This is a genomic window from Streptomyces sp. NPDC058092, from assembly GCF_042884935.1.
In the GTDB taxonomy this organism is placed as follows: domain Bacteria; phylum Actinomycetota; class Actinomycetes; order Streptomycetales; family Streptomycetaceae; genus Streptomyces.
The window spans coordinates 22369-44885 of record NZ_JBHVSY010000042.1; the positions used below are offsets into that span (position 1 = coordinate 22369).

At 72.0% G+C, this 22517-nt stretch carries 22 protein-coding genes; 9 read left to right on the forward strand and 13 right to left on the reverse strand.

The window, feature by feature from the left end; genetic code table 11:
* Positions 1–29: 29 nt before the first annotated feature.
* Together ACFVV1_RS38765 and ACFVV1_RS38770 are read right to left on the reverse strand one after the other, a co-directional pair.
* Complete coding sequence (locus ACFVV1_RS38765) at positions 30–1475, reverse strand: lyase family protein (protein WP_389999751.1); 1446 nt, start codon at positions 1473–1475, stop codon at positions 30–32.
* A complete protein-coding gene (locus tag ACFVV1_RS38770; protein WP_389999754.1) occupies positions 1472–3490 on the reverse strand; it encodes an FAD/NAD(P)-binding protein in 2019 nt (672 codons plus the stop codon). Before ACFVV1_RS38770 ends, ACFVV1_RS38765 begins: the two co-directional genes overlap by 4 nt.
* 285 nt (positions 3491–3775) lie before the next feature.
* Here ACFVV1_RS38770 and ACFVV1_RS38775 point away from each other — a divergent pair, with 285 nt between their 5' ends.
* The 9 genes from ACFVV1_RS38775 (at position 3776) to ACFVV1_RS38815 (ending at position 12707) form a co-directional block, all read left to right on the forward strand.
* On the forward strand, positions 3776–4402 hold the full coding sequence (locus ACFVV1_RS38775) for a hypothetical protein (protein WP_389999756.1): 627 nt from the start codon (positions 3776–3778) through the stop codon (positions 4400–4402).
* Positions 4399–4584, forward strand: coding sequence for a hypothetical protein (locus tag ACFVV1_RS38780; protein WP_389999759.1), 186 nt, complete (start codon positions 4399–4401; stop codon positions 4582–4584). Before ACFVV1_RS38775 ends, ACFVV1_RS38780 begins: the two co-directional genes overlap by 4 nt.
* Positions 4585–5004: 420 nt before the next feature.
* On the forward strand, positions 5005–6012 hold the full coding sequence (gene mvk / locus ACFVV1_RS38785) for a mevalonate kinase (RefSeq protein ID WP_389999762.1): 1008 nt from the start codon (positions 5005–5007) through the stop codon (positions 6010–6012).
* Positions 6002–7048, forward strand: a complete 1047-nt coding sequence (gene mvaD / locus ACFVV1_RS38790) for a diphosphomevalonate decarboxylase (RefSeq protein WP_389999765.1) — start codon at positions 6002–6004, stop codon at positions 7046–7048. Before mvk ends, mvaD begins: the two co-directional genes overlap by 11 nt.
* On the forward strand, positions 7045–8235 hold the full coding sequence (locus ACFVV1_RS38795) for a phosphomevalonate kinase (protein WP_389999768.1): 1191 nt from the start codon (positions 7045–7047) through the stop codon (positions 8233–8235). Before mvaD ends, ACFVV1_RS38795 begins: the two co-directional genes overlap by 4 nt.
* A complete protein-coding gene (gene fni, locus ACFVV1_RS38800; RefSeq protein ID WP_389999771.1) occupies positions 8232–9323 on the forward strand; it encodes a type 2 isopentenyl-diphosphate Delta-isomerase in 1092 nt (363 codons plus the stop codon). Before ACFVV1_RS38795 ends, fni begins: the two co-directional genes overlap by 4 nt.
* Complete coding sequence (locus ACFVV1_RS38805) at positions 9320–10381, forward strand: hydroxymethylglutaryl-CoA reductase (protein ID WP_389999774.1); 1062 nt, start codon at positions 9320–9322, stop codon at positions 10379–10381. The genes fni and ACFVV1_RS38805 overlap by 4 nt, the downstream gene beginning before the upstream one ends.
* 3 nt (positions 10382–10384) lie before the next feature.
* The gene (locus ACFVV1_RS38810; RefSeq protein WP_389999777.1) at positions 10385–11554 is read left to right on the forward strand and encodes a hydroxymethylglutaryl-CoA synthase; all 1170 of its coding nucleotides are present in this window, start codon (positions 10385–10387) and stop codon (positions 11552–11554) included.
* 169 nt (positions 11555–11723) lie between these two features.
* Positions 11724–12707: a 3-oxoacyl-ACP synthase III family protein gene (locus tag ACFVV1_RS38815; RefSeq protein WP_389999780.1), complete on the forward strand. Its 984-nt coding sequence runs from the start codon at positions 11724–11726 to the stop codon at positions 12705–12707.
* A 199-nt stretch (positions 12708–12906) separates the two neighbouring features.
* On the opposite strand, the gene ACFVV1_RS38820 is transcribed toward ACFVV1_RS38815, so the two are convergent.
* From ACFVV1_RS38820 to ACFVV1_RS38870, 11 genes are all read right to left on the reverse strand, one after another.
* A complete protein-coding gene (locus tag ACFVV1_RS38820) occupies positions 12907–13728 on the reverse strand; it encodes a BTAD domain-containing putative transcriptional regulator (RefSeq protein ID WP_389999783.1) in 822 nt (273 codons plus the stop codon).
* Between the two features lie 507 nt (positions 13729–14235).
* Positions 14236–15072, reverse strand: a complete 837-nt coding sequence (locus tag ACFVV1_RS38825) for a BTAD domain-containing putative transcriptional regulator (RefSeq protein ID WP_389999786.1) — start codon at positions 15070–15072, stop codon at positions 14236–14238.
* A 360-nt stretch (positions 15073–15432) separates the two neighbouring features.
* Complete coding sequence (locus ACFVV1_RS38830; RefSeq protein ID WP_389999789.1) at positions 15433–16059, reverse strand: ScbR family autoregulator-binding transcription factor; 627 nt, start codon at positions 16057–16059, stop codon at positions 15433–15435.
* A gap of 11 nt (positions 16060–16070) precedes the next feature.
* Positions 16071–16703 (reverse strand): hypothetical protein, encoded by a 633-nt coding sequence (locus ACFVV1_RS38835; RefSeq protein WP_389999792.1) that lies wholly within the window; start codon positions 16701–16703, stop codon positions 16071–16073.
* Positions 16704–17252: 549 nt separating this feature from the next.
* Positions 17253–17399 carry a hypothetical protein gene (locus ACFVV1_RS38840; protein ID WP_389999795.1) on the reverse strand — a complete coding sequence of 49 codons (147 nt, stop codon included), beginning with the start codon at positions 17397–17399 and terminating at the stop codon, positions 17253–17255.
* A 307-nt stretch (positions 17400–17706) separates the two neighbouring features.
* Positions 17707–19176, reverse strand: coding sequence for an oxygenase MpaB family protein (locus ACFVV1_RS38845; protein WP_389999798.1), 1470 nt, complete (start codon positions 19174–19176; stop codon positions 17707–17709).
* Positions 19173–19892 (reverse strand): polyprenyl diphosphate synthase, encoded by a 720-nt coding sequence (gene uppS / locus ACFVV1_RS38850; protein WP_389999813.1) that lies wholly within the window; start codon positions 19890–19892, stop codon positions 19173–19175. Before uppS ends, ACFVV1_RS38845 begins: the two co-directional genes overlap by 4 nt.
* A gap of 882 nt (positions 19893–20774) precedes the next feature.
* Positions 20775–21371 carry a BTAD domain-containing putative transcriptional regulator gene (locus tag ACFVV1_RS38855; protein ID WP_389999816.1) on the reverse strand — a complete coding sequence of 199 codons (597 nt, stop codon included), beginning with the start codon at positions 21369–21371 and terminating at the stop codon, positions 20775–20777.
* Positions 21298–21783: a transposase family protein gene (locus tag ACFVV1_RS38860; RefSeq protein ID WP_389999801.1), complete on the reverse strand. Its 486-nt coding sequence runs from the start codon at positions 21781–21783 to the stop codon at positions 21298–21300. Before ACFVV1_RS38860 ends, ACFVV1_RS38855 begins: the two co-directional genes overlap by 74 nt.
* Positions 21784–21856: 73 nt before the next feature.
* Positions 21857–22162, reverse strand: coding sequence for a GNAT family N-acetyltransferase (locus tag ACFVV1_RS38865; protein ID WP_389999804.1), 306 nt, complete (start codon positions 22160–22162; stop codon positions 21857–21859).
* A 9-nt stretch (positions 22163–22171) separates the two neighbouring features.
* Entirely contained in the window at positions 22172–22336 is a 165-nt protein-coding gene (locus ACFVV1_RS38870; RefSeq protein ID WP_389999807.1) for a hypothetical protein, read from the reverse strand.
* Positions 22337–22517: the final 181 nt, after the last annotated feature.

A 22517-nucleotide genomic window follows, 5' to 3' on the forward strand; every position in this document is an offset into this window, starting at 1 on the left:
GCCGCCAGCCGCGGGCCGCGGCCCGCGGGCTATGGGGTCGGGGCGTGCGGGGGCCGTGCGGTGGTGAGCGCGCGGTCCACCAGGGGGCCCGCGGCGCCGGTGTAGCCGTCCGGGTCGAGCAGGGCGGCGGCGGCGGCGCGGCTCAGCACGCCGGTGAGCTGCGGGAGCTCGGCCAGGATGTCGGCCAGGGGGCGGCCGGTCGCGGTGGCGCGCACCGAGGCCTCGGTGAGCAGCTGCTTCGCGGCCGTCTTGCCCAGGTGCGGCGCCAGGACGGCCGAGATGCGCTCGGAGACGAGCTGGCCGCCGGTCGCCTCCAGGTTGGCGCGCATCCGCTGCGGGTGGACGGTGAGTTTCTGGGTGAGTTCGACGGCCGTGTGCGCGGCGCCGCCGGTGAGCCGCAGGGCCTCGCGCAGCGGCTGCCACTCCGCGTGCCACCCTCCGGCGGAGCGTTCGTCCTCGGTGGCCAGACACTGGGTCAGCACGGTGGCCAGGGCGGGTACCTGCAGGGCGGCCGAGCGGATCAGGGTCGCGAGCACCGGGTTGCGCTTGTGCGGCATCGCCGACGAGGCGCCGCGTCCGGCGCCCGCCGGCTCGGTCACTTCACCGACCTCGGTGCGGGTCAGCACCAGCACGTCCGCGGCGATCTTGCCGAGGGCGCCGGCCGTGTGGGCGAGGGCGGCGCCCAGGTCCGCGACGGGGGTGCGCAGGGCGTGCCAGGGCAGTACGGCGGCGGCCAGGCCCGTCTCGGCGGCGAAGGCGGCGCCGAGTTCGTCCAGCAGGGCCGCGGGGCCGGTGCCCTCGCCCGCGTACTGCAGATAGCCCGCCAGCGTTCCGGCCGCGCCGCCGAGCGCCACGGGAAGACCGCCGTGCGTGACGCGTTCGAGGCGTTCGGCCGCGTCGAGGACCAGGTGGCGCCAGCCGGCCGCCTTGAGTCCGAAGGTCGTGGGGACGGCGTGCAGGGCGAGGGTCCGGCCCGCCATCGCGGTGTCCCGGTGCGCGGCGGCGAGGCCGGCCAGTGCGGCGGCCACGGTCCGCAGGTCCGTGACGATCAGGGTCAGTGCGCGCTGCGCGACCAGCATCGCGCCGGTGTCGAGGATGTCCTGGCTGGTCGAGCCGCGGTGCACATACTCGGCGGCCTCGGGGCAGCGTTCGGCGACCAGAGCGGTCAGCGCCGTGACCAGGCCCACGACCGGGTTGGCGGTCTGCCGTGCGGCGAGTGCCAGCGCGCGGACGTCCATCAGGTCCGCGCGGGCGGCGGCCGTGATGGCCTCGGCCACGTGCACGGGCACCGTGGCGCAGCGGGCCTGGGCGCGGGCCAGGGCCGCCTCCGCGTCGAGCATCGCCTGCAGCCACGCGCTGTCGCCGACGGCCGCCTCGACGGGGGTGCCCGCCCGGACCGGTGAGAGCAGCCCGGCGTCCAGGTGGGCGGGCAGTGCCGGGCCCTGGGGCAGCGGGTGTTCCCGTGGGGAGGTCATGCGTCCGCCTTCGGGCCGGGGGGTGTGCGCGGGGGCCGCGGGGGCGCGGGCCGCGGCAGGGCCGGTGGCAGGGCGAGGACCGCCGCCGCGATGGCGTCGGAGTCCTCGAGGGTGACCGAGCCGACGCCGGGTCTGATCCCCGCGGCGGTCACCCAGTGCACCGACTCGGTCGGCACCCCGTGGGCGAAGCGCCTGGGGTGCGGTACGCCCCGGGCGTCGATCAGGTGGTAGGGCCGCCCGGTCACGGCGAGACCGCCGGTCTCGTGGTCCGCGCCGCCGGTGCCCGCGCGGCCGTTGGGGATGCGGTAGGCACGGCACTGCCCGGTGCGCAGCAGCCGGCTCATCAGCGGGTCCGCGGTGCGCCGCAGATCGATCTCGGGCAGGCGGGCCTCGATGAGGACCGTGCTGCGCACCCGCACGCCGGGTATCTCGCTGGACGTGCCGGTGAACGCGGGGCCCGCCGGGTCGTGCGCGTTGGCGGTGACGCGCAGCCCGGGGCCGGTCACCTCCAGGACGCCCGCGTCCATGAGCGCGGTGGCCTCCTCGATACGGGAGGCGGGCGGGCCGATGGACAGATAGGCGTTGAGCGGGGTGTACCAGCGGTCGAGGTCGTCGCGGTGGGAGGCGGCGGCCAGACCGGCGTGGTCGACGGCGAGCCGTATCTCGTTGCGCAGGTCCCGCAGGACGTCGAGGGCGGCCTTGACCGGTCCGCTGACGTTGCCCTGGCGGGCCAGGCGGACGTCCTGTTCGAGGTGCTCGCGCAGCCAGCCGCGGAAGGCGGCCAGGTCGTCGAAGACGCGGGTGCCGTAGGGGCGGGCGATGTGCTGCCAGTCCCAGCGCTGGGCCGGGCCGATCCCGGCCGCCTCGATGACCTGGTCCTCGGCCCGCCCCGGCGCGGCGCGCAGATACCGGTCGGTGAACTCCTCGGTGACCGGGGCCGGTTCGCCGCGCGCCGTGAGCAGCGCCGCGTAGTAGACACCGCTGACCTCCTTGGAGATCAGCGGCCACAGGTCGGCGGCGAAGTCGATGGCCTCGCCGTGGGCCGCCCGGGCGCGCAGTGCCGCGATGTGCTCGGCGGTCAGGAGCCGGGCGGTGTGGCGGCCGTGGGCGCCCTTCTCGTTCTCGCCGCGCGCCTGGTAGGGGATGCCGCGTCGGGATCCCGCGTACAGGCGGGGTTCGCGGCCCGAGGGGTGGTAGAGCAGGCGGCCGTCGGCGCGGGTGAAGGTGCCGCCCCGGCCCTGGGTGAACAGCGCCATGTAGTCGAAGAAGTTGAGTCCGAGCCCGCGCAGCAGCACGCTCCGGCCGGGCCGGATGTGTGTCAGGTCCACGTCGGCCGGGTTGGCGGGGGGCACGTAGGTCAGCCCGTGCCGGGCGGCGAAGCCGGCCAGGTCCCGTTCCGTGTCGGTGGGCTGGGCCGGTACGTGGCCCTGGGCCAGGACGACCGCGGACAGGCCGGTCAGCCGGGTGCCGTCCTCGAGGGTGACGGTCTGCGGGCCCGTGTGGCGGGCGGTGGCATCGGCGTCCTCCAGTGCGACGGCCCGTACGGGGTGGGTGCGCACCGTCACGTGGGCGGCGGCGTTCGCCACGACCCGCCGGAACGCCCAGGCCAGGTAGCGGCCGTAGAGGGCGCGCGTGGGGTAGGAGTCGGGTCCCAGGCGGCGCGCCTCGGCCAGTGCCTCCTTGTCCTGGGCGGCGTCCCGGGCGGCCTCCAGCGAGCCCGAGCCCAGGGCCTTGGCCCACTGGTACAGGCTGGGTCCCTCCTCCATCGGGCCGTCGATGCGCACGCTGGCGTCGGTGTAGACCGTCACCTGGCAGGCGACGGTGTTCATGAGCAGATGCCGGGACTGCGCAGGGCGCCATACCCGCCCCGCGCCCGGCGGGTCCGGGTCGATGACATGCACGGTGACGGTGTCCCACCGGGGCGACTTCCGTTCCTGCGCGCAGAGCCGCTCCAGCACGGAAAGGCCCCGGGGTCCAGCCCCGACGAGACACATCTCCAGGTGCGTACCGTCCACAGTTCCTCCTTGTAGGGCCACCGTCGGTGCAGGCACTCGATCAGGAATCGGTTCCGCCTGGAAGCCGGCTCGAGAAGCCGGAGGGGGCGGCGGTGGCAAGGGCCGGTGACCACCGGTTGGCCGCTGCGGGGCCGGCGCGCGCAAGCAGGTCCCGAACGGGGCTTTATCGGTACTCGAGTCGCCGGCCGGCTAATGGGACTTCTCGTGGGGCACGCGGCCTCACCGGATAGGACACGGAACGGGATGCGAGGTTCCCCACCCATCCGCCTCATGAAGGAGCTTCGAGTGACGTTTCCCCCCTGCCCGAGAAGCCACGGCCGAGCCTGCGGCGACGCCGGGTCCGTCCTGTGCGGTGTCTGCATCACCCGGGTGGAGCGCCATCTGCGTGCGCTGCCCCGGCTCCATCAGGAGTGTCTGCACCACGCCTCGCCGACGGTGCGGCGGACGAACCCGACGAAGGTCTCGGCGAGCCGCACCCGCGATCATCTGGACATCTCGGTGCTCGATGCCCGCCATCATCTCCGTGCCGTTCTCGAGTCGTGGTCGGGGGTGGTCGTGGAGAAGCGGGGCGCTGCTCCCCCGGCGTGTACCGTGCCTCATCTGGCGCGGTTTCTTCTGAGGCATCTGGGCTGGCTCGCCGCCCAGCCTCCGGCGGGTGACTTCGCGGACGAGGTCGAGAATCTCGTCGTCGCGCTGCGCCGGATCATCGATCCCGGGCCCGGTGGCGTGCGCACGCTCATCAGGAGGTGCGTGGCGGACGGCTGCGCCGGGACGATCAGTGCCGTGTCCCGGCGCGGCGCGGGCGCGCGCAGTGCCCCCATCACCTGCTCGGCCGGGCACTCCTGGGAAATACGCGAGTGGCTCCTGCTCGGCAGGCTCATGGAGGGGCAGCGGGACGGGGTGGGCGCATGAGCAGGCCGCCGAGCCACCGGCTCGTCCCCACCAAGGTGGCCGCGCTGGCCGTGGGGGTCTCCGAGGCGACCATCCGCAAGTGGGTGAGCCGCGGAAAGATAACCCGCTACGGCGCGCCGCACCGGCATTCGGAGTTCGACATCGAGGAGCTCACCGAGATCGCCCTGCGGCGTCGCTCGTGAGGCGGCGGCCGGGCCGTCCCGCGGGCCGCCGCCCCCATGGTGTGACCCGGGTCACTTGGAGGGGGTGTTGGCGGCCGGACGCTGTGCGTGTCACTATCCACGGACATCTCCCCTGCCCGAAATCACCGCGCGGCAGGGGGTCGTGCGTCGCGGCCGGTGTTCCGCGCACGACAGGCCGCGACGCCGTGCGTGCGGCGGCCCTCTCCTTCCGCATCCGTGCGGCGGCTTCCCCGGACGGCTCACGCCGCCGCTTGGCGCCCGGGCATCCCCTGCCGTGCGCGGCGGCCGGCGTTGCGCGCCGCCGCGCAGGGCGGTGCGCGCATCCGGCGTCCTGCTCCATTCCGCTCCGCGAACCCTGGACGAAGCAATCCCATGATCACGCGATCTCCGCGCAGAAGAGACCGAAGGGAGCTGAGTGCGTTGACTCTGCCGACCTCGGCTGAGGGGGTATCAGAAACCCGCCGGGCCCGCTCCGTCGGCACCGGCCGCGCCCATGCCAAGGCCATCGTGCTGGGGGAACACGCGGTCGTCTACGGGGCCGCGGCCATCGCCCTGCCGATTCCGCAGCTCGCGGTCACGGCGAGCGCCAGCTGGTCGTCCCACACCGGCGGCCGGCCCGACGAGCTGTCCTACACGGTGACCAGTTCGCCCTCCGGGGCGATGGTGACGCAGGCCTCCGACGGCCTGCGCGAGCTGACCCGGGAGTTCAACAGGCGCATGGGCGTGGCCGACGGGCCGCACCTCGATGTGCTCCTGGACAGTACGATCCCGCACGGCCGGGGGCTCGGCTCCAGTGCCGCGGGGGCGCGCGCGCTCGTCCTGGCCCTCGCCGATCTCACCGGCGTCGAACTGACCGAGGACGCGGTGTTCGACCTGGTGCAGACGGCCGAGAACAGGGCCCACGGCCGGGCCAGCGGCGTGGACGCCCGCACCGTCGGCGCCCCCGGCCCGCTGCTGTTCCACAAGGGCCGGGCCACGGAGCTGAGCGTCGGCTGCGACGTGCTGTTCCTCGTCGCGGACAGCGGGACCCCGGGCAGCACCAAGGAGGCGGTCGGGCTGCTGCGGGAGGGGTTCCGGCGCCGTCCCGGGGCGCAGGAGAGCTTTGTGGGCCGGGTGTCGGAGCTGACCGAGGCGGGCCGCCTGGCGCTGGCCGAGGGCAGGCCCGAGGCGCTCGGCACGCAGCTGACGGACTGTCATGAACTGCTCCGTGCGGCCGGTCTCAGCACCGGCCGGATCGACGCGCTGGTCGAGGCCGCGCTGCGGGCCGGAAGCCTCGGAGCCAAGATCACCGGCGGTGGTCTGGGCGGGTGCGTGATCGCGCAGACCCGGCCGGAGCGGGCCGGGGAGGTCACCCGGCGGCTGCACGAGGCCGGTGCCGTACAGATCTGGGTCGTACCGGTGAGGGGGGAGGGCAGCCATGCGCAGTGAGAATCCGGTGACCACCGTGCTCCTGCCCAAGGACGGCGCCGCGCCCGGCGCCGTCGCCGTCGCGCATCCGAACATCGCGCTCATCAAGTACTGGGGCAAGCGTGACGAGCGTCTCGTCCTGCCCTGGACGGACAGTCTGTCGATGACGCTCGACGTGTTCCCCACGACCACGCACGTCCGGCTCGATCCCGCGGGCGGGCAGGACACCGTCCTGCTCAACGGCGCGCCCGCGGCCGGGGAGGCGCTGCGCCGCATCACCGTGTTCCTGGACCTAGTGCGGGAGATGGCCGGCAGCGCCCGGCGGGCCGTCGTGGACACCAGGAACACCGTGCCCACCGGGGCGGGCCTGGCGTCCTCCGCCAGCGGCTTCGCCGCTCTCGCCCTGGCCGCCGCCGCCGCCTACGGGCTCGCTCCCGACGCCACCGCGCTGTCCCGGCTGGCCCGGCGCGGGTCGGGGTCGGCCTCGCGGTCCATCTTCGGCGGCTTCGCCCTCTGGCACGCCGGCCCGGGCACCGGCGCGGACGCGGACGCGTGCTCGTACGCCGAGCCGGTGTCCTCGGGCGGCCTGGACCCCGCGCTGGTCATCGCCGTGGTGAACGCCGGGCCCAAGGCCGTCTCCAGCCGGGAGGCCATGCGGCGCACGGTGGGCACCTCGCCGCTGTTTCGGCCGTGGGCCGCCGCCAGCAAGGACGACCTGGCGGACATGCGGGCGGCGCTCGGGCGCGGCGACCTGGAGGCGGTGGGCGAGATCGCGGAGCGCAACGCGCTCGGCATGCACGCGACCATGCTGGCGGCGCGCCCCGCGGTGCGCTACCTCTCGCCGGCCACGGTCACCGTGCTCGACCGCGTGCTGCGCCTGAGGGCGGAGGGGGTCCTGGCCTACGCGACCATGGACGCCGGGCCCAATGTGAAGGTGCTCTGCCGCCGCGCGGACTCCGAGCGGGTCGCCGCGGCCGTCCGGGACGCCGCCCCCCAGGGCTCGGTGCTCATCGCCGGGCCGGGGCCGGGCGCCCGCCTGCTCAGCGAGCCCGCATGAAGACGGGCGAGCGCACCGTGGTCCGGCATGCGCCGGGCAAGCTGTTCGTCGCCGGGGAGTACGCGGTGGTGGAGCCCGGCAATCCGGCGCTCCTGGTGGCGGTCGACCGGCAGGTCACCGTCACCGTCACCGGCCCCGACACCGACCCCGACACGGCAGCGGGCGCGGGCGCGGGTGCGGGTGCGGGTGCGGGTGCGGGTGCGGGTGCGGGTGCGGGCGATGTCGTGGTCCGCTCCGACCTCGTGCCCCGTGCGGCCAGGTGGCACTGGCGGGAGGGCCGGCTCGCCGCCCACAGCACCGGCCAGGGGCCGCAGACCCACGGCGCGCTGACACACGTCGCCGCGGCGATCGAGATCGTGGGCCGGCTGCTGACCGAGCTCGGCCGTCCCACTCCCCCGCTGGACGTCTCGGTCAGCAGCGCCCTGCACCAGGAGGGCCGCAAGTTCGGCCTGGGCTCCAGCGGCGCGGTGACCGTCGCGGCCATCGCGGCCGTCGCGGCCTGGTGCCGGCTGGACCTGTCGCGCGATGCCCGGTTCCGGCTGGCCATGCTCGCCACGGCGGGGCTCGACGCCAAGGGCTCCGGCGGTGACCTCGCCGCCAGCACCTGGGGCGGCTGGATCGCCTACCAGGCGCCCGACCGGGCCTTCGTCCTCGACCTGGCCCGCCGCCTGGGCATCGGCCGGACGCTGCGCGCGCCCTGGCCGGGGCACACGGTGCGCCGGCTGCCACCGCCCGACGGGCTGTCCCTGGAGGTCGGCTGGACCGGGGAACCCGCCTCCACCGCGGCCCTGGTGTCCGACCTGCACCGCCGGTCCTGGCGGGGCAGCGCCTCCCACCAGCGGTTCGTCCAAGCCACCGCCGACTGTGTGCGCTCGGCGGCCGGCGCCCTGGAAAGCGGCGACCGCCCGGGCCTGCTGCACCAGATCCGCCGCGCCCGCCAGGAGCTGGCGCGCCTGGACGACGAGGTCGGCCTCGGCATCTTCACGCCCCGGCTGAGGGCCCTGTGTGCCGCCGCCGAAGCCGTGGGCGGCGCGGCCAAGCCCTCCGGCGCGGGGGGCGGCGACTGCGGTATCGCCCTGCTGGACGCCTCGGCGGCAGCGGACATCACCCATGTACGGCAGCGGTGGGAGGCGGCCGGAGTGCTGCCCCTGCCCGTCCGTCCCGCCTTGGAAGGGACCGAGCAATGAGCGCTCAGCGCAAGGACGACCACGTCCGGCTCGCCATCGAACAGCACCATGCGCGCAGCGGGCACAACCAGTTCGACGAGGTGTCGTTCATCCACCACGCCCTGGCCGGCATCGACCGGCCGGAGGTGTCGCTGGCCACGGCCTTCGGCGGCATCGCCTGGCCGGTGCCGGTCTATATCAACGCGATGACCGGCGGCAGCGTCAAGACCGGTGTCATCAACCGGGATCTGGCCGTCGCGGCCCGCGAGACCGGGGTGCCCCTCGCGTCGGGGTCCATGAACGCCTACCTCAAGGACCCCTCGTGCGCCGGCACCTTCGAGGTGCTGCGCACGGAGAACCCGGACGGGTTCGTCATGGCGAACATCAACGCGACGACGTCGGTGGACAACGCACGGCGTGCCATCGACCTGATCCGGGCCGATGCCCTGCAGATCCACATCAACACGGCGCAGGAGACGCCGATGCCGGAGGGCGACCGGTCGTTCTCGTCCTGGGCCCCGCAGATCGAGCGGATCGCGGCGGCGGCCGGCATCCCCGTGATCGTCAAGGAGGTCGGCAACGGGCTGAGCCGGCAGAGCGTCCTGCGGCTGCGGGACCTGGGCGCGGCGGCGGCCGATGTCAGCGGCCGCGGCGGCACGGACTTCGCGCGCATCGAGAACGGCCGGCGGGACCTGGCCGACTACTCCTTCCTGCACGGCTGGGGACAGTCCACCGCCGCCTGTCTCCTGGACGCGCAGGACGCGGGCCTTCCCCTCCTGGCCTCCGGCGGGGTGCGCCATCCGCTCGACGTCGCCCGCGCGCTGGCGCTCGGCGCCCGCGCGGTCGGGGCGTCCGCGGGCTTCCTGCGCACCCTGCTCGACGGCGGTGTCCCGGCGCTGATCGCCCAGCTCACCGCCTGGCTCGACCAGCTGGCGGCGCTGCAGACCATGCTCGGCGCACGCACCCCCGCCGACCTGACCCACTGCGATCTGCTGATCCACGGCGAACTTCATTCCTTCTGCGCCGACCGGGGCGTCGACACGCGTCGCCTCGCCCAGCGGTCGAACTCCTTCGAGGCCCTCCACGAGATGACGGGAAGCACACGATGAGCGACACACACGCCATAGCCGGGGTCCCCATGCGGTGGGTGGGACCCCTGCGTATTTCGGGGAACGTCGCCACCACCGAGACGCAGGTGCCGCTCGCCACCTACGAGTCGCCGCTGTGGCCCTCGGTGGGCCGCGGCGCGAAGGTCTCCATGCTGGCCGAGCACGGCATCGCCGCCACCCTGGTCGACGAGCGGATGACACGCTCGGTGCTGGTCGAGGCGACCGACGCGCAGACCGCGCTCACGGCCGCGCAGGACATCGAGACGCGGATCGAGGAGCTGCGGGAGGTGGTGCGCGGCTGCAGCCGGTTCGCACGGCTGATCGGCATCCGCCACGAGATCAACGCCAACCTGCTGTTCCTCAGGTTCGAGTTCGCCACCGGCGACGCCTCCGGGCACAACATGGCAACGCTCGCCTCCGACGCGCTGCTGCAGCACCTGCTGCAGAGCGTGCCCGGCATCTCCTACGGGTCGATCTCGGCGAACTACTGCACGGACAAGAAGGCGACCGCGATCAACGGGATCCTCGGGCGCGGCAAGAACGTGGTCACGGAACTGCTCGTGCCGCGTGACGTGGTGGCCGACGTGCTGCACACCACGGCGGGCAGGATCGTCGAGCTGAACATCCGCAAGAACCTGCTCGGGACCCTGCTCGCCGGCGGCATCCGCTCGGCGAACGCCCACTTCGCCAACATGCTCCTCGGGTTCTACCTGGCAACGGGCCAGGACGCGGCCAACATCGTCGAGGGGTCGCAGGGCGTCACCATGGCCGAGGACCGGGACGGCGATCTGTATTTCTCCTGCACACTGCCGAACCTGATCGTGGGCACCGTCGGCAACGGCAAGGGCCTCGGCTTCGTGGAGACGAACCTGACCCGGCTCGGCTGCCGCGAGGACCGCGCCCCCGGCGAGAACGCCCGCCGCCTGGCGGTCATCGCGGCGGCGACGGTGCTGTGCGGCGAGCTCTCGCTGCTGGCCGCGCAGACGAACCCGGGTGAGCTGATGCGCGCTCACCTCCAGCTGGAACGCGACAACAACACCGCAAAGGTTGGTGCATAGAGCATGTCTGTCTCCATCGGCATACACGACCTGTCGTTCGCGACAGGGGAGTTCGTCCTGAGCCACGCGGCGCTCGCCGAGCACAACGGCACCGACCTCGGCAAGTACCACGTGGGCATCGGCCAGCAGTCGATGAGCGTACCGGCCGCGGACGAGGACATCGTGACCATGGGCGCCGCCGCCGCCGCGCCCATCATCGCCCGGCACGGCAAGAGCCAGATCCGCACGGTCGTGTTCGCGACGGAGTCCTCCATCGACCAGGCCAAGGCGGCCGGGGTGTATGTGCACTCCCTGCTCGGCCTGCAGTCGGCCTGCCGGGTCGTCGAGCTCAAACAGGCCTGCTACGGGGCGACGGCGGCCCTGCAGTTCGCCCTCGGCCTGGTACGGCGCGACCCCACCCAGCAGGTCCTCGTCGTGGCGAGCGACGTCTCCAAGTACGAGCTGGACAGCCCCGGCGAGGCGACCCAGGGCGCGGCCGCGGTGGCCATGCTGGTCGGCGCGGATCCCGCCCTGCTGCGGATCGAGGAGCCCTCGGGCCTGTTCACCGCCGACGTCATGGACTTCTGGCGGCCCAACTACCGCGAGGCCGCGCTGGTCGACGGGCAGGAGTCCATCACCGCGTATCTGCAGGCCGTCGAGGGCGCCTGGAAGGACTACACGGAGCAAAACGGCCGCCCGCTGGAGGAGTTCGCCGCCTTCGTCTACCACCAGCCGTTCACGAAGATGGCCTACAAGGCCCACCGGCACCTGCTGAACTTCTGCGGGCACGACACCGACGCCGACGCCATCGGCCGGGCCCTGGGCCAGACCACGGCCTACAACGCCGTCATCGGCAACAGCTACACCGCATCGGTGTACCTGGCTCTGGCCGCACTGCTCGACCAGGCGGACGACCTCGCCGGCCGTGCCCTCGCCCTGCTGAGCTACGGCTCCGGCAGCGTCGCGGAGTTCTTCTCGGGAACCGTCGTCGCCGGGTACCGGGAACAGCTGCGCACCGAGGCGAACCGTGCGGCGATCACCCGGCGCACACCCGTCGACTACGCGGGCTACCGCGCCCTGCACGAACGCGCGTTCCCCTCCGACGGCGGCGACCACTACACCCCCGCGCAGACCACCGGCCCCTTCCGGCTGGCCGGGATCAGCGGCCACAAGCGCGTCTACGAGGCACGTTAGCGACGCATCCGGCCGGGCCCGGGCGCGGACGGCCCCCGGGCCCGGCCGCACCCGGGCCGCCCCGCCGGTCCGCGGTGCGCCACCACCTGAACGCACCGATCCCCGGGCCGTTCCCGGGCCGGTTCCCGGCACAGCAGTTTCCACAACCACGGGAGGGGAGGGCAACCGCATGACCGACGTCAAGATCCGCGTGCTTGGTACGGGTGCCTATGTACCGCAGCGGATTGTCTCCAACGATGAAGTCGGTGCGCCGGCCGGGGTGGACGACGCCTGGATCACCCGTAAGACCCTGATCCGGCAGCGGCGCTGGGCCGCCGGCCACGAGGCCACCTCCGATCTGGCCACGGCCGCGGGGCGGGCCGCGCTGCAGGCGGCCGGCATCGCCCCCGAGCAGCTGACCGTGATAGCGGTCGCCACCTCCACGCCGGACCGGCCCCAGCCGCCCACCGCCGCCTATGTCCAGCACCATCTCGGCGCGGCCGGCACCGCGGCGTTCGACGTCAACGCGGTCTGTGCCGGCACCGTGTTCGCACTCTCCTCGGTGGCGGGCACCCTGGCGCACCGGGGCGGCTACGCACTGGTCATCGGCGCGGACGTCTACTCACGCATCCTCGACCCGGCCGACCGCAAGACGGCCATCCTGTTCGGGGACGGCGCCGGGGCCATGGTGGTCGGCACGACCGCCCGGGGCCCCCTCGTGCGGCGGGTGGCCCTGCACACCTTCGGCGGCCTCACCGATCTGATCAAGGTGCCCGCGGGCGGCAGCAGACGGCCTGTCGACCAGGCCGGTCTCCGTGACGGCCTGCAGTACTTCACCATGGACGGGCGGGAGGTACGTCGCTTCGTCATGGAGCAGCTGCCGCAGCTGACCAAGGGATTCCTGCACGAAGCCGGTGTCGAGGCCGCCGACATCAGCCACTTCGTGCCGCACCAGGCCAACGGCGTCATGCTCGACGCCGTCTTCGAGGAACTGCACCTGCCCCGGGCCACCATGCACCGGACGGTGGAGACCTACGGGAACACCGGAGCGGCCTCCATCCCCATCACCCTGGACACAGCCGCCCGCGCCGGCGCCTTCCGCCCCGGAGAACTGATCCTCCTGGCCGGTTTCGGCGGAGGCATGGCCGCGAGTTTCGCCCTGATCGAGTGGTAGCCGCCCCGCCCGCCCCGCCCCCGTCGGCCGCGTCGGCCGCGGGGCGGGGCGGGACCAGCTGACCCCCGCCCCACGGCGGCAGCACCCAGACCGCACCCAGGCAGTGCCCAGGCGGTGCCCAGGCAGCACCCGGGTGGTGCCCAGGCAGCACCCGAGTGGTGCCCGGGTGCTGCCGTCGGCGGGACTTTCCGGACACGATCTAGGCCGCGTACCGGTCGAAGGTGGAGCCGCGGCGCGGTCCGGCCACCACGTCGAGCGCCGGGTCGACCGCGAGCATCGCCTGGTGCAGGCGCCGCAGCTGCGGGGAGGGCTCCACCCCGAGATCCTCTATGAGCCGCGTCCGCAGCCTGCGGTACGCGTCCAGGGCGGAGGCCTGCCGCCCGGAGCGGTACAGCGCCAGCATCGCCTGCGCGCGCAGCCCTTCGTGCTGCGGGTGCCGGGCGATCAGTTCGGCCAGCTCCGCGATCAGTTCGGCGTGCCGGCCCAGCCGCAGGTCCGCGTCGATCCGCCGCTCGATGGTCACCAGCCGGGACTCCTCCAGGCGCATGGCCTCGATCTCCAGGATCGGACCGAGCCGCACATCGACCAGCGCGGGCCCCCGCCACAGGGCGAGAGCCTCCCGGAAGCAGCGGGCGGCCCGTTCGTCCTCGCCCCGGTCGAAGGCCTCCTGCCCCTGGCTCACCAGCCGCTCGTAGGCGAACACGTCCCCGGACTCCGGGGGGACCTGCAGCAGATAGCCACCGTGCCGGGTGGCCAGAACATTCTTCGCCCCGCCCGGCGCCTCCGGCCCCAGCGCGGCACCCAGGCAGCGGCGCAGCTGCATGATGTACGTCTGCAGTGTCGTCATGGCGCTCTGCGGCAGATCGGTCCGCCACACCTCCTCCATCAGCGTCGGCACAGGAACAACACGGCCCGGATACAGCGCGAGCAGCGCGAACACCTGGCGGGGCTTGCCCGCTGTCGGAACGATCGTCCTCCCGTTCACGGCGGCACACAGCGGACCCAGAACCTGTATCTCCACGGTTTCCTCCGATCGCCGCCAGGAACTCCCCCATGGCGGAAAGCCGTCAGCAGACAGGCACGCTAGCGAGGCCGATCCGGAAGTGCAGGTTCCTACAGCGGTATTTGAGCGGGCCTCAAAGCACGGCCTCCGCCGACGCGCCGAAAGCACGCAAAGAACGGCCTGTGCCGGCGCGGCGAAAGCGGCGAAAGCGCAGCCCCGCGGGGCTGCTTCGAGACCGCTCGGGAGTTCCGCTCCAATTTCATGATCGATTACCGGGGCGGGCCCAGCAGGGATTCACCGGATTCGCACGCGAACGCGGCAGGAAGGAAACCCAAAAGGCCGCTCCACGCACACTCGATCACCCGCCCCGCCCCGTCCCGCCACCGGGCACCGGGCACCGGGCACCGGGCACACCGCACACCGCACACCGCGGAGCCGGAACACCCGCCCCCGCACCGCACACCGCGGAGCCGGGGCGGGTGCCCCGGCTCCGCGGTCTCTGACTCCTGGTGGGGTGCGGCGCGCTCAGCCGCTGCGGACCAGACGGTCGCCGGCGCCGTCCGCCGGCTGGCCGCGCCTGGGCTCGGGGCCGACCATGAGAATCTTGTGCTGCATCCGCCGCAGCCCGGAGGACGGCTCAAGTCCCAGCTCACGCACGAGAGTCGTCCGGATGCGCTGATAGGCCTCCAGGGCCTCGCCGCGCCGCCCGGAGCGGTGCAGGGCCAGCATGTACTGGCCGTGCAGGTTCTCGTGCGAGGGATAACGGTTGACCAGGACGGTGAGCTCGGCGATCAGATCACGGTGCCGCCCCAGACGCAGGTCCACCTCGATCCGCTGGCCCAGGGCACACAGCCACATTTCGGCCAGGCGCTTGGCCTCCATCTCCAGCTGCGGCCCCGTCTGCACATCGGCGAAGACCGGACCGCTCCACAGCGCGAGCGCTCTGCCTAACTGCCGCGCGGCGCCCTGATAGTCCCCGGCGTCCACCGCCCGGTAGCCGATACCGGAGAGACGCTCGAACTCCCGGACATCAACGGTGCCGCCACTGCTGTCGAGACGGTAGCCGCCGGGCAGGGTGACCAGGACATCCTTGGCCGTACGCCGTTCCCCCTCCAGCGCCCGCCCCCGCTCCAGAGCCACCGAGATGAGCTCCCGCAACTGCAGCACATACGTCTGCAGCGTGGTACGGGCGCTGCGCGGCGGCCGGTCGCCCCACAACTCCTCGGTCAGCGTCGCAACGGGAACCACCCGGTCAGCATGCAGCGCGAGGAACGCGAGCAGTTGCCTCGGCTTCGGCGCCGTGGGAAGCACGGACACCCCGTTCACTTCGACTTCGAAGGTACCCAGCAGCCCAATATTCACGCGATTTCCCCCGTCTAGTGCCCAAGTGTCCTGATTTCTGTGCGACTTGAACGAGTACCCGCGCCCGAAAGCTGTCGCCACAAAAAAACAGGACAACCGGTTTCCGGTCATTAAACCGCACGCCTGTACCCACCGCCACCCTGGTTTTAAGACACACCTCCCGACCGGCAAATCCCTTGTGTATCAGGAGAGTTGAGGCCCCCGGAGCCGCCGGACACGACACCCCGGCCCGGCCGGGGCAGACCGGAATCCACCGGAGGACAGAAAAAACCAGACCGGACAGTCCGATACTCCGCGCCCGGCCCCAGCCCCGGCCCCCGGCCCCGGTCCCGGTCCCGGCCCTGGCCCCGGTCGGCCCGGTCAGGAACCGGAGGCCGGCGGACCGGAACCGGCGCACATCAGGCCGTCCGGGCCCGGCTCACCGGTGAGCCGGGGCAGCAGCAGCCCCCAGAAACCCATGACGCTGCGCGGGGACAGCCACAGCTCATCCCCGCGGCCGAGCACCTGAAAACCCACCGTCGCGGCCACGATGGCCCGGGCCGCATCCGCCGAGGACACCCCCTCCCCGAGCACGCCATCACGTTCGGCCCGGCGCAGACACTCCTCGACCCAGTGCTGCCACTGACCGTGCAGAGGCGAGGACGCACAGCACGTGACGTCACGGGCCAGTTCGAAACCGGCACGCGCCACGGGATCCCGGGCCAGACAGCGCATCAGCTCCTGCGTGGCATCCACCACCGCCTGCAGGCAGTCGCCCTGCCGGGCCCACGCCGTCTCGGTGATCCGCCGCAGCACCATGGACGCCTCGACCGCCTCGGCCAACTGCCGCTTATGGGCGAAATGAAAGTGCAACGCCCCGCTGCTGACCCCGGCCCGGTCACTGATGGCCCTCAGCGACGCCCGGGGAAAACCCTCCTCGGCAAACACCTCGGCCGCAGCCCGGATCAGGGCATGCCGGGTACGGACCGCCCGCCCCTGCCTATTCATAAACCGCCTCCTCAACGACAGAGCATCGCGGACCGACCCGACAACAACACCGACAGCTGATCTACGGAATGACCCCGGACGCCCTCGCGTCGCGCTGAAAGATCCCGCCGCAACCAGCGAGCGCGGAGACACCCTCCCGGACACGGGCACCCGCACGTGTGCGGTTTGACGCGGAAGCGGTCCACGGTTTTCGGGTCGAAGCCGTGCATCTGCAGGAATCGGGCGATCTTCGCCGCGCTGGTGATAGCCGGCGGAAGGTAGGGCCGCACGGTGGTGGTGTCGCGCTTGCGGACTGGGCCGTCGGGGCCCGTCTCGTCGTCCGGGGCTGTGAAGGGCGGCATCGCGTCGATGTGCTCAGGCAACTCGAGGCGCAGGAGACCCTGGTCGGTGACGTGGGCCAGACCGTGCGAGCCGCGGGCGATGCCCTGGATGAACTCGGTCGGATTCAGGGCGCAACCCGGTTGGTGGAGCGTTCCCTTGAGCAGGCGGAAGAGGTTCGGCACGTTCTTGTAGCCGCGGACCGGTCCGACGGCGCTGTCGCAGAACTCGCAGATCAGCGGGCGCCTGAATGGTTCAGGTACGGGCCCGATCTCATCAGCCGATACCAGTCGGCCGCCCGGACGCTTCTCCCATGCCTTCTTCATCCGCTCCCCCGTTCTCGATGATCACTGGCCGATGGAAAGTTGAACTCCGGTGTGGATGCCCCAACGGGCCAGGGCACTCGCCTCAGCTTCCAGGACGTGGCGGGCCCGCCACCGGAGCCCTCCGATGCGGTTCGGCTTCATCGCGTCTCCTCTGGGCAGGTGAGCTCGGGCCGGTCATGTAGGGACCGCAGTTCCGCGAGCACCGCTTCCTGCAGAAACAGTTGATTCCGCGTGTGATGAGCGCTGCTTGTGGATGCTGATCATGAGCAGAATGCTCCGTGACGGTAGGCGTGCTGGTCGCTGTGAGTAGCGGCGGCCGTTTCCGGCCTCGTCAACGAGGACCAGGACATGTGCTACCAGCCGTCGACCGGGACGCAGTCCTGACCCTGCCGCGCACCGGCGGCTTCGCACTTACCCACCGAGGCCCCGGGCGTCATGCCCGGGGAGTCCGACAGGCTCCCTGTGCGCGTGGACCTCACGATTCCCAGCCCCGCGGACTCAGGCGCCCCCGAGTTCTGAGCCCGGCGTCCGCCGACAACCGAATGGCATCTACTCGAACACGGCGACCAGGAGTACGAGGGCCAAGCCCGCCACGGCGGCGGCTGCGATGTGGATGGCCATGCGAAGGATGGCGAAATTGCGGCGGGCGATCTGGCAGCGAACTGCGAGCTGCTTGAGGCGGATTTCGCTGCCCAACGGCCACGTCGAGTACCGAGAGTGGATCAGCCACCTCATCGCGAACCGAGCCGCGGCCAGCGGGGAAAGCTCCCCGTAATCTGGGCGTGGTCTCCGACCCAGTCGCCAGCACGGGAATCATTACTTCTGCGGACGGTTCTCCCATGTTGCCGCCTGCCTGGCGGCGCTGTCAGAGCGACGAGTGCGTGGATGAGAAGCGCGTGTTGAGGAGGCCCTGCCGCTCATGGAAGTTTCGCGGGCACCTGAGCCGCAAGTCCGGACGTGGGCGCAGGAGCGTGCAGCCCTGGCCGCCACGTGCACGAGTTCGTCAGGCGTCGGCGAGAAGAGGGTCGTACGGGGTGCTCGTGCGGCGGCCCGACATGAAGGAGAGGAAGTCACCCACGAAGGTGCTCCGGCCGTAGGCGCCGTCGGTGGGGTTGAGGTCGCGGTGGAAGGCGGTGCGGAAGAGGGTCCGGTGCTCGTCGGCATCAATGCTCCCGCTGCCGTCCTTGTCGGTGGCGTCAAAGAGCACCTCGGCGACGCGGATGAGCGCGGGTCCGGCGAGGGAGGGGATGGCGGCGGCGTACTCGTCGGCGCTGACGCGGCCGTCGCCGTCCGTGTCGAGAGCGGCCTGGAGCTCGCGCCACCAGGCGGCGAAGGCGTCGTAGAGCCGGGTCTCCTCGGGCTCGTCCAGGTCGAGGCGGGTGGACAGTTCGCGTGCCATGGCGGCGAGGTCAGGCCAGTCGAGGTAGCCGTCGCCGGTCTGGTCCAGCACTTGGCGGAAGAACTCCCCCGCTGAGCGTCGGCCCTCTCCCGTGCCCGCGGAAGGCGCCGGGTCCGGGCCCGGGCTGGCGTCGCCGCCCAGCGGTGTGAGGAGACGGAGCAGGGCCGCCGCCCGCTTCATGCGGGCCCGCAGGGCGGCCACGGTCCGGGCGCGGGGGTCGTCGCTTCCAGGTGAGAGGGACAGGACTTCGATGATGCTTTCGGCGCTGATCCAGCCCTCGGGCAGGAAGCGGGCGAGCCCGGCGGCGAGGTAGGCGCCCTGCATGAGGGTTGGGGCACCGGGCATCTCCGGCAGCCCGGCCCTGCGCCGGTACGGCTCGGGGAGCGAGGCGACGGTGATCGCGCCAAGGAGCGGGCCGGCGACGGCCCGGCCGGCCGCCCACAGCGTCGGCGCGCCCGCGAGCAGCGCCGGGGCAGGCAGATGGTCGAAGAGCCGGTAGAGAATGACGCGGGCCGCTTCGGTGTTCTCCAGCTCGTTTTCGACGACCCGGTCGAAGTACCGCCAGAAGTCGTTCAGGTCCTCGGGGAGTTCTGCGGCGTCGCCGTCGAGCGCGGCGAGGAACGTGCGGTACTCGGCGTACATCCGCTCCATCGTGTCCTGGTCGAGCGGCTGGCCGCTCAGCCGGCACATGGTGACGGCGCTCTCGAAGAGGGTGGCGACCACCCAGGCCCGGGTCGCGCGGTCCATCGCGTCGTAGGCGCGGCCGCGGGAATCGGAGCCGCTCATGCGGGCGTGCAGCCGGTTGAGCCGAGCGGCTTCCCGTTCGCGCTCCGCCACGTCGGTGCCGAACATGCGCCGCATGCTGAGGAAGGTGTTGCGAAGCCGGCGCCAGGGGTGGGCGACGAAGGTGGAGTTGTCGACGAGGGCGGCGCCGATCTGCGGGTGAGCGGCCTCCAACACAGTGGCGCGGATCATGGCCAGCGCCCAGCGCGGGTCGTCGAAGAAGGCGCTGAACTGCGATTCCGGGCCGAACAGGGGTGCCTCGACGGCCGTGTCCGTGGTTTCGGTGGTCATGATGGGTCTCCGTTCGTCCGGGGCGGCACGCCGCCGAAGCGGCGGTCGCGGCGGCGGTAGGTACGCAGGCACGCGAGGAACTCGGGGGCCCGGAAGTCCGGCCAGAGCACCTCGGGGAAGACCCACTCGGCGTAGGCAACTTGCCAGAGCATGAAGTTGGAGATGCGCTGCTCGCCGGAGGTACGGATGACGAGGTCCACGTCGGGGGTGTCGGGGAACGGCAGGTGGTCCGCGAAGAGCCGCTCGGTCACCTCATCCGCGGGCGTCTTGCTGCGGATCAGCGACCTTGCGGCCTCCACGATGTCCCGGCGCCCGCCGTGGTCGAAGGCCACGGTCAGCGTCATCCCGCGGTTGTCGGCGGTCAGCGCCGCCAGATCGTCGAAGTCTCGGGCCAGTTCACGGGGGATACGCGGGTCGGCGACCCCGAGGAAGCGACAGCGGATGCCACGGGCCAGCAGCAACGGCGCATGCTTCCGAACGACCCGGCGGACCAAGCGCATCAGATAGTCGACCTCGGTGCCCGGGCGGTTCCAGTTCTCGGTGGAGAAGGCGTACAGGCTGAGCCACTCGACACCGGCGGCCCGGGCCGCCTCGATGATGTCGATGACGGTAGTCTCCGCAGCCCGGTGGCCCGCCGTCCGGGGAAGCGAACGCCGCTGCGCCCAGCGGCCGTTGCCGTCCATCACGCAGGCTACGTGCCGCGGCACCGCACGCACCGGCCTGTCGTCCTGCCGCAGCTCGTCGCCGTACTGTTGCCCGCCCGGCCGGTCCTTCGTGGCCGGGCGGGCGGGCGGGACGCCGTGGTCCGTCACGCCCAGCCCCGTCTCACCCGGAACGGCACGGTCGGCCCTACCGCGCTCGGTCACGCCCACCCCGTCTCGCCCATACCCACGCCCCACCGGCGCGTTCCCTCCCAAGAGTCTGACGGCGCGAAAGAGTCATGACCGGCCAATCGGGTGACTGTCACCCTTGGCTCATATGTCCGATTCCCGCGTTCCGGCATCGGTAGCTTCTCCGCTGACCGCGATCGACAACCTCGTCCGCGCCAGCACCACCTGTCTCCTTCTCAACGGGTGCAGCAAGGGGGGTGGGGGACACATCAGCCGGATGGGGTCGGCGCTGTGGCGGGCTTCGCCCACGATGCGGTCCACGCGCAGGCGGTCGGCGGGGAAGGCCGACTCGCTGGAAGATCAGTTGGACGGCGGCGGCGCTAATGGGCGGGATGGAATCGTCGACGGCGGTGTTGCGGTTGACGAAGAGGTGGGGGTTGGAGCTGTCGGGCCAGCGGTGGTGGCGCTGAAGTTCCCATGATGTGGCCAGGCGCAGGGTGAAGGTGTCGAGGTAGACGATGTGGTCCATGCGTCCTGCCCGAAGTAGGCGTAGTCGACCTTTGCTGCGATCGAGGTCGGTTCGCTCGGGGTGGACGATCTGTCCGGGGAAGTGGGCGTAGAGGGCGACCGTGAGGCGTTCGCGGGAGCGTCGAGCGGTCCAAGGGGCCGGCAGCTACTGAACGTAGTGACTGCTCATGATCACGCGGAAATGCTCGAGCGGTGCTCATGATCACGCGGAAATGCTCATGAAATCGCGGATCCTACAGGTCAGCGGGTGATGAGGGGCCGGGGCAGCAGGTTGCGCAGGAGTTCCGCCGTCTCGGCGTCCATGTCGACCCCGCCGCCGAGCTGTTCGTTGATATTCGTCAGGGTTGCGGCGGCTTGACGGAGGGCGTCGATGTCGCCAGCGGCGTGGTGGGCGAGGAAGACCTGGCGGTGCAGCGTCTCGTTCTCCTCGGCGGCGAGTAGGCCTCGGCGGGCTGCCCACAGGGCGGCGGGGACATCTCCTGCTTCGCGGCGGCGCGTAGACAGTTCGTACGCGACGTGCGTGATCGCCGAGACCATCTCCTCGATGGCGGGCTCGGCCCAGGCGTAGCGGCCGGGGTCGATTCCGGTGAAGGGGCGGCCGCGGACCAGTGCGAGCGCGCGTCGCAGCGCGAGGTCGCCGTCTTCTGTGTGGTCGGCCAGGCCCTTGCGGGTGTGTTTCTGGAATCGGGTCCAGTCGCAGGCGGTGTGGGGTCCAAGGCGGTAGCGGTTGTCGCCGGTGTCGTGGACGCGCGGGAAGTGCGGTTTACCGTCGGTGTCCGTGCCTAGCCAGGACCGTGTGCGGGAGATGACCTGGTTGCGCCTGTCCTTGTTGCCGATGCGGCCGGTCCGTCTCGCTCCGGGCGATGCCGTGGGCGCGGCGCTGTTCGCGCTCGACGGTCCCGTCCGGGCCGGTCGGGCTCACCAAGCGGGGTTGGAGTGCGGTGAGCCGGGCGAAACCGGCGGCGGTGAGTACCGCGGGGTCGACCCGGGCGAACACATCACGCAGGGTGCGCTCGCCCGGCGCTCTGAACCTGCCGGTGAAGGGATCGAAGGGACAGCCCAGCCGGGCCAGGACATCCTGGTCACAGCGGCGTACCCACTCGGCAATAGCTGTCAGGGAGTTGTGACCGGCGCTGGTCATCGCGCACACGCCGACGGCGAGCAACGTCGCCAGGCGGAACCGCACCCCGCGCGGACTACGCGGATCGGGTACCCGGGCCAGTGCGTCGAGCAGTCCAGACGGCACCACTGCCCCGGACCGTGACGTCCCGGATGCGGTCGCCGGCAAAGGCGCTGGCGGGAGCAGAACGGGCACGGCGGCCCTACCGGGGCCGAACGGGTTTGCCGGTCGATGCGGTGAGTTCTTTGGTCATGAAGACGCGGCTGGTGCCCGGCGGATCACAGGGGACGTCGCCCAGACGCTTCCACCCTTGTTTCCGATAGAAGCCGGGGGCCTGGAAGGTGATCGTGTAGAGCACCGCCGTGCGGCAGCCGCGGGTGTGGGCCTCGCCCTCAGCCTGCCGCAGAATCTCTCTTCCCAGCCCGCTGCCACGCAGCTGAGGCGGCAGGTAGAAGAGGTCGACGAAGAACAGCCCGAGCGAGGTGCGTCCGGTAAGTCCACCGACCACCTGGCGCGTCTAGGGATCACGGACCAGGACGGCGAGCGGTTTGCGGTCGGCGACTCCCGTGTTCTCCATGTTGAAACGGTCCAGCGCGTCGGAGATGACCGCGATGTCCGCCGGGATGGGGGCGTCGGTGACCACGAGGTCCGTCCGGAGTTCGGGATGTGGTGACGCGGTCATGGTTGCTCCAGTGCGTGAGCGGAGGCGGCACGGCCTCGCGGGTGGATGCAGGTGCGGGGCCGGCGAGCCCTGCACACATGCCGACGCTAAGAGCCTGTCGGGTGGCCGGTTGATTACGCTGCGATGTAGTCCTCGACGGTGTTGGCTCGTGCGGTCTTGCGGTGGGATTCATGGCTCCACC